This is a genomic window from Pseudomonas sp. GW821-FHT03C07, assembly GCF_059420925.1.
On the sequence record NZ_JBWKUQ010000011.1, the window covers coordinates 192,231 to 198,719 of the forward strand.

5 protein-coding genes are annotated in these 6,489 nt (G+C 59.4%); 2 read left to right on the forward strand and 3 right to left on the reverse strand.

What is annotated here, in order from left to right; translation table 11 throughout:
• Nucleotides 1–21: 21 nt before the first annotated feature.
• The 3 genes from AC07VG_RS21505 to AC07VG_RS21515 all read right to left on the reverse strand — a co-directional run bounded on the left by AC07VG_RS21505 (nt 22) and on the right by AC07VG_RS21515 (nt 3,712).
• A complete protein-coding gene (locus tag AC07VG_RS21505; protein WP_495002104.1) occupies nt 22–1,338 on the reverse strand; it encodes an MFS transporter in 1,317 nt (438 codons plus the stop codon).
• 262 nt (nt 1,339–1,600) lie between these two features.
• Nucleotides 1,601–2,653, reverse strand: coding sequence for a LacI family DNA-binding transcriptional regulator (locus tag AC07VG_RS21510; RefSeq protein ID WP_495002097.1), 1,053 nt, complete (start codon nt 2,651–2,653; stop codon nt 1,601–1,603).
• 114 nt (nt 2,654–2,767) lie between these two features.
• A complete protein-coding gene (locus AC07VG_RS21515) occupies nt 2,768–3,712 on the reverse strand; it encodes a LysR substrate-binding domain-containing protein (RefSeq protein ID WP_495002098.1) in 945 nt (314 codons plus the stop codon).
• A gap of 166 nt (nt 3,713–3,878) precedes the next feature.
• Here AC07VG_RS21515 and AC07VG_RS21520 point away from each other — a divergent pair, with 166 nt between their 5' ends.
• Together AC07VG_RS21520 and AC07VG_RS21525 are read left to right on the forward strand one after the other, a co-directional pair.
• On the forward strand, nt 3,879–5,420 hold the full coding sequence (locus AC07VG_RS21520; RefSeq protein ID WP_495002099.1) for an HAL/PAL/TAL family ammonia-lyase: 1,542 nt from the start codon (nt 3,879–3,881) through the stop codon (nt 5,418–5,420).
• 449 nt (nt 5,421–5,869) lie between these two features.
• A partial coding sequence (locus AC07VG_RS21525) for a urocanate hydratase family protein (RefSeq protein WP_495021850.1) occupies nt 5,870–6,489 on the forward strand: 620 nt, incomplete at its 3' end.

Consider the following 6,489-nt stretch of genomic DNA (forward strand, 5'->3'; position numbering starts at 1 on the left):
TCATGAGATTTTAAAAAGAGATCAGCTGTGCTGATGAGCCAGTTCGGTATTCACCGGGGCGGCTTCGACGGTCTTGGCCGGTGGGTCCTCGAAATCATCAAGCTCCAGGCGCTTGAGTGGCCCGACAATGAACAAATAGGAAAACGCCCCCAGCAACCCCATGCTGGCCACGTAGATCAGCGCGACATCGAAAGAGCCCAACTGGTTAATCATCACACCGATGGCAATGGGGGTAACGATGCTGGCGAGGTTGCCGCAGAAGTTGAACATGGCCCCGCTGACGCCCATGGCCCGTGCCGGTGAAACGTCACCGACAATGCACCAGCCCAGGTTGCCGACCCCTTTGGCGAAAAAGGCGATGGACATCACCAGAATCACCAGGGTGATCGACTGGGTGTAGTTGGCGACCATGATGCTGCTCGACAGCAACAAGCCACAGATGATTGGCGTCTTGCGTGCCGCGGTGAGACTGAAGTTCTTACGTAGCATCCAGTCCGACCAGACCCCGCCGATCATGCCGCCCAGGCAACCGGCGATGGGTGGAATGGCGGCCACCAGCCCGACCTTCAGCAGGGTCATGCCCTTGGCTTCGATCAGGTAGGTCGGAAACCAGGTCAGGAAGAACCAGGTGATCGAGGTCAGGCAGAACTGGCCCAGGTAGATGCCCAACATCATTCGGTTGCCGCCGATGGCCTTCATTCTTTTCCAACTGAAGGGCGTCTTCACGTCACCGATGGTGGGTAAGCCCCCGCCCGCTTCGATGTAGTCGATTTCAGCCTGGTTGGTGCGCTTGTCCTTGCGCGGTTCCTGGACCATGCGGAACCACAGCAAGCCGATCAGGATGCCCGCCGCACCCGTGACCCAGAACACGTGCTGCCAGCCCCAGGTGCTGACCAGCCAGACCATCAACGGGGTGAATGCCGCCAGGGCAAAATACTGCGCGGACTGGAACACCGCCGTGGCCAGGCCCCGTTCATGACGTGGAAACCACATCACCGTCAGGCGGTTGTTGGCGGGAAACGCCGGTGCTTCGGCAACCCCCATCATAAAACGCAGGACAAACAGCGCGAGAAAGGCCGAACTGAACAGGTCGACGTAGCCTTGCAGGAAGGTAAATACCGACCAGATGATCAGGCTCATACCGAGCACGAGACGCGAGCCGAAGCGGTCGAGGACAATGCCGCCGGGGAGCTGCATCCAGGTGTAGGCCCAGCCGAAGGCCGAGAAGGCGATGCCCATGGTCATGGCATCGAAGCCAAGGTCGGTGCGCATGCTCGGAGCTGCGATGGACAGCGTGGCCCGGTCAACGTAGTTGAACACGGTGACAATGAAGATCATCACGAGGATGAGATAGCGGACGTTGGTCTTCACGACCGATTGCGTAGGCTTGATCACTATTATTTTCCTTATTGTGAGTGCAGCGGTGAATCCCTGTGGCCCTGACGGCTCCTGATAACGGCACGTTAACGAAATGATTGCGCAATCATTTCAAATTTTAAAAAAAGGCCCTTCCCGGCAAACCAGGCGACCTTCGGGCCGATATTACACTGATTGCGCAATCATTCAACCGCGCGTTGATCGCCTGATGAGGCTTTTCAACTCAAGTGCTGGCGCGGTCGATCAGGGTAAAGCCCGTGTCGATTCGCACAGGCTGATGACTGCCGGCGGGAGAGTCGAAGCGCTCAAGTAGCGCCTGGGCCACTTGCAGGCCAATGTTCTTGCCATCGACGCTGACGGTCGACAAGGCCGGATAAACCTGTGCCGCACTGCTCAGGTCACCGAAGCCCATCACGGCGAGGTCCGAGGGTACTTGCATCCCGCGACTGGCGGCTTCCGCCAGGACCCCTTGGGCCACGGTGTCGGAACTGCACACCACAATTTCGGGCGGCACTGGCTGCTCAAGCAGGCGCCGCAGCCCTTCCCTGCCCACTTCGAGGGTAGCCGGCGGCGCGAGGACCGCCATCGGCACTTCCTCGATACCTTGCCGTTTGAGCTCGGCAATCAGGCTGTTGCAGCGACGCAGGCCACGGGGGTCACTGAGGGTGACCACCGAGAAGCGTTTGTAGCCCTTTTTGAGTAAATGGCGTGCGGTCTCCTCCCCGACCTTTTCATGGGAGAAGCCCACCAGCATGTCCAGGGGATCTTCACTCAAGTCCCAGGACTCAACCACCGGGATACCCGCCTGGGCGAGTCGCAGACGACTGGATTCGGTGTGCAGCGTACCGGTAAGGACAATACCGTCCGGGCGTCGGCCGAGGACTGCTTCCAGCAGCTTTTCTTCCTGCTCGGCGGAGTAGCCGGTCAGCCCCAGCAAGGTTTGATAACCCGCCTGGGTCAGGCGATCCATAAGTGATTGCACGGTGTCGGCAAAAATGGAGTTGGCGATGGTCGGGAGAAAAATCGCTACCAGACGGCTTTTGTTGCTCGCCAGACCACCGGCCAGCATGTTTGAAACATAGCCGGTCCTGCGCACCGCCTCGCGGACCTTTTCCCGAGTCTCCTCGGTCACCAGCTCCGGGCGATGCAGTGCCCTGGACACGGTCATCGGCGAAACGCCGGCGACCTTGGCCACATCGATCAAGGTCAGGCTGGCACCCTTCTTGGACGCGGTGATCGAAGTGTCAGTGGGGGACGCCGCTGGTTTCTTGGCCATGAACCTTTCCGAATCTGAAGCTCAGTCTCTGAAGCTGCCCGGCAAGGCAGTCTGTAAGCGCGGCGAATCTACCAAAACCCCGCACAACATTCACGATACTTGGTTTTGGCTCGATCAGAGCGCAACGATCAACCCGGCGGTAACCTCCTCTTGTGCCCTGCCCCGACCGATCAACCAGCGCTGAAAGGCCCGACATTGGGCTTTCTGCAGGGTGTTGGGGTGCCAACTCAGGTAATACGGCGACGGCAGCGGCATGGCGCGCCCCCAGGGAATGACCAGGCGCCCTTCATCAATATCGCGGGCAATCATCGAGAACTGCGCCAACACCACGCCCTGGTGATCGATGGCGGCTTGAATGGCCATGCTGGACGACGAAAAACTGCGGCGGATGACAATCGCCTGCTCGACGGCCACACCTTCACGCTCGAACCATTCGGCCCAGGAAGGCGGTGAGTCGAATTTCGGCCGCGAATCGATACGCATCAGTGGGTATTGCAGCAGGTCCGCGGCCTGTTCCACCTGACCGGGATAGCCTGGCAGGCCCAACAGCCTCGGTGAACAGGCCGGCACCACACAATCGCGGAACAGCACGACGCTATGCTCGGCATATTGACCAGGCTCGCCATAGTCGATCCGAAAATCCGCGTTTTCCTCTTCCGACGTATCCGCCAGCGTGCCATCCAGATAGATGTCGAGATCAGCGTGCTCATGCTGCCATTCGTAGGTCAGGGGCGCCAACCACTTGGTCATCAGAGACGGCAGGCCACTGACATACAGATTGTTGGGATTTTTCGAACGTTCGACTTCGGAAACCGCGGCCCTCAGCTCTTCAAAGGCCGCCGAACAGCGCGCATGAAAACGCAGGCCAATGGCGTTCAGCCGCAAGCGCTGCCCCTCCTTGACCGTCAGGCTCATGCCCAGCGCCTCATCCAGCAACTTCATCTGCTGGCTGACCGCGCCCACGGAGAGGTTCAAGCGTTTTGCCGCTTGGGAGATACCGCCGCAGTGACCGACGGTTTCGAATATCTGGAGGGCCCGCAAGGGCGGTAAGCGACTCATGGCGACACAACACACTCGGAGGCTTTTAATGTTTAGAAATTCTATTAAAACTGACAGAAATTGCCATATTTTCTTCATCTAAAAATCGCTTTAGCCTTCTCCCACGCTCAATCGAGCGAGGGCTCGGCCGGTCCGGCCCCCCTCCATCATTTCCCGGGAGTTCGCAATGAAAGCTCATCCACAGCAGATCACGCAGGTCGTTCTTGGCGACAGAGAACCTTCCATCGAAGAGTTCGTCGCGGTAGCCCGTTATTCAGCCAAGGTGTCGTTTTCCGAGACCTACAAGAACCGGGTGAAAAGATCCCGTGGCCTGGTCGAACGCTTCCTCGATGAAAATCGCCTGGTCTATGGCGTGACCACGGGGTTCGGCGATAACGTTCGGCATGTGATTTCGCCACAGAATGCCAAGGAGCTTCAGGTCAATATCGTGCGCTCCCACGCCGTCGCGGTGGGCGAGCCGCTCAAACGTGAACAGGTTCGGGCTATCCAGTTAATGCTACTGATCAGCCTGGGCAAAGGCTTTTCCGGGGTACGCCTGGAGTTGCTGGAGCTGATTGCCGGCCTGCTCAACAACGAAGTGGTGCCGTTTGCACCCGGCGAAGGTTCGGTGGGTTATCTGGCTGTCGAAGGGCACCTCGCCCTGGTCCTGCTGGGCGAAGGCAAAGCCCGGGTCAATGGCGGCGAATGGGTCGATGGCGCTACCGCGCTGGAACAGGTCGGCCTGCAACCGACGGACCTGCAGTGCAAAGAAGGCCTGGCCATGCTCAATGGCACCATGTCGGTGACCGCCATCGCCATTCTGGCCCTGTACAACGCCATGCAGAGCGCCTCGCTGGCCGATGTCGCCGCGGCCCTTTCGCTGGAAGCGCTGAAGGGCACGATTCGCGCCTTCGACCCGCGTTATCACTCGATCAAGGCACACAAGGAGCAAGCGCAAACCGCCAGGGATATAAAGGCGATGCTGCATGACAGCCAACTGATCGCCGAAAACATCGACTATCGGTTGCAGGACGCCTACAGCTTGCGGGCCATTCCCCAGGTGCACGGCGCTTCAAAACGATTTATCGAGCACGCCCGGGAAAATATCGAGAACGAAATCCACTCCTCGGGCGACAACCCGATCATCTACCCACTGGAGGACGGCGACGGCATTGCCATCTCCGGCGCCAACTTCGACGGCAGCTATATCGGCATGTCCGCGGACTCGTTGTGCGTGGCGCTGGCCAGCCTGGCGAAGATCTCCGAGCGCCGTATCGACCGCATGGTCAACTCGCACTTCAGTGAGATGCCGGCGTTCCTGGTACGCAACCCGGGCCTTAACAGCGGCTACATGATCCTTCAATACACCGCGGCGGGCCTGTATGCGGAAATGAAGGCGCTGTCGTTCCCCTCCACGGTCGACAGCTTCTCCACCTGCGCCAACCAGGAGGATCTGGTCAGCCTGGCGTATAACGCCGCGATCAAGGCCTACAAGGTTTCCGAAAAGCTCGAATCGGTGCTGGCGATTGAACTGCTGGTAGGCTGCCAGGCCCTGGATTTCCATGAGGTGCACAAGGCTTCCAGCGTCACCAAGGCGGTTTACGACCTGGTGCGTAGCCGTGTGCCGGTGGCCGAGCATGACCGTGCCTTCTATTTGGACATGGTGAGTGTTACCGAACAGGTCCGCAGTGGCGAGGTACTGGCCACGGTGCAGAAAAACCTCAAGTAAACAGGTTGCCCCCAGGCGCTCCTTTAGCGGTCAAGACAATGCATTTCGCTGCCTCTCGACCACCAAAGGACCGCCCTCCTCGCCGCACCCGCACGCCCCCCAAAAACGTTCCCCATCGCGCACCAACATCTCTCAAACTGTCACCGAGCGCCCCAACGCGGCGCAATTCCCAGCTCAGGTAACAGTCGTCACTGCGCTACCCAAGCTCTCGGAAAAAAAACCTCTACCGCCAAGCCCTTGTCCTACGGGCGTTTCAGCCAAATCCCAGGTTTTATTGAGCGGCAAGCCAATAAGTTGGCCGCTTGATTGCATATGCTTGTATGTACAAGTAAATGTGTGTGCGTATAAGTCGCCCACAAAACCTGTTTCCGTTTGTGCCGGGGTGTCCCGCACAAGCTCACTCGCCCACTGCCTGGGCTGGTTCGGATTGATCGCAGAGGAGTTGTTTCGTGACTGACAATACCCAGAAGCCTACCAAGCGCCGTGACGTTGAAATCCGCGCCGCCCGTGGCAACAAGCTGACCGCCAAAAGCTGGCTGACCGAAGCGCCGCTGCGGATGCTGATGAACAACCTCGACCCGCAAGTGGCCGAGAACCCCAAGGAGCTGGTGGTCTACGGCGGTATCGGCCGGGCCGCGCGGAACTGGGAGTGCTACGACAAGATCGTCGAGAGCCTGACCAACCTGAATGACGACGAGACCCTGCTGGTGCAATCCGGCAAGCCGGTCGGCGTGTTCAAGACCCACAGCAACGCCCCGCGCGTGCTGATCGCCAACTCCAACCTGGTGCCACACTGGGCCACCTGGGAACACTTCAACGAACTGGATGCCAAGGGCCTGGCCATGTACGGCCAGATGACCGCCGGCAGCTGGATCTATATCGGCAGCCAGGGCATCGTCCAGGGCACCTACGAAACCTTCGTCGAAGCCGGTCGCCAGCACTACGACAACAACCTGAAAGGTCGTTGGGTCCTGACCGCCGGCCTGGGCGGCATGGGCGGCGCACAGCCGTTGGCCGCAACCCTGGCCGGCGCCTGCTCGCTGAACATCGAATGCCAGCAGGTCAGCAT

Coding starts and splice junctions, on each gene's coding strand:
- AC07VG_RS21505 (WP_495002104.1), bottom strand. CDS start 1,338: ATGATCTTCATTGTCACCGTGTTCAACTACGTTGACCGGGCCACGCTG.
- AC07VG_RS21520 (WP_495002099.1), top strand. CDS start 3,879: ATGAAAGCTCATCCACAGCAGATCACGCAGGTCGTTCTTGGCGACAGA.
- AC07VG_RS21510 (WP_495002097.1), bottom strand. CDS start 2,653: ATGGCCAAGAAACCAGCGGCGTCCCCCACTGACACTTCGATCACCGCG.
- AC07VG_RS21515 (WP_495002098.1), bottom strand. CDS start 3,712: ATGAGTCGCTTACCGCCCTTGCGGGCCCTCCAGATATTCGAAACCGTC.